General features: G+C 24.3%; 1 pseudogene. It reads left to right on the top strand.

Annotated features, from left to right (window positions below):
• Positions 1-54 precede the first annotated feature (54 nt).
• Positions 55-235: pseudogene (locus SB717_RS39605) on the top strand (beta/gamma crystallin domain-containing protein); the annotation flags it as partial.

Raw genomic sequence — 235 nt, 5'->3', positions numbered from 1 at the left:
ATTAATATTAAGATGATTAATATAGACTAGAAAAAGAGTATTGGAGAGATGCTTATGTATTATAATCCAAATAACTATAATCCAAATAACTATAGTCCAAATAACTATAGTCCAAATAACTATAATCCAAATAGTTATAGCCCAAATAATTATAATTCAAGTAATTACGATCCGGATTCTTATGAAAATATAGATGTTAGACAAGGTACAGTTCAATTTTTTGAACATATAAATG

It is taken from the genome of Priestia sp. SIMBA_032, assembly GCF_046535215.1.
In the GTDB taxonomy this organism is placed as follows: Bacteria; Bacillota; Bacilli; order Bacillales; family Bacillaceae_H; genus Priestia; species Priestia aryabhattai.
Note: the sequence above shows the minus strand (reverse complement) of the source record. Positions and strands in the feature narration are given on the sequence as shown.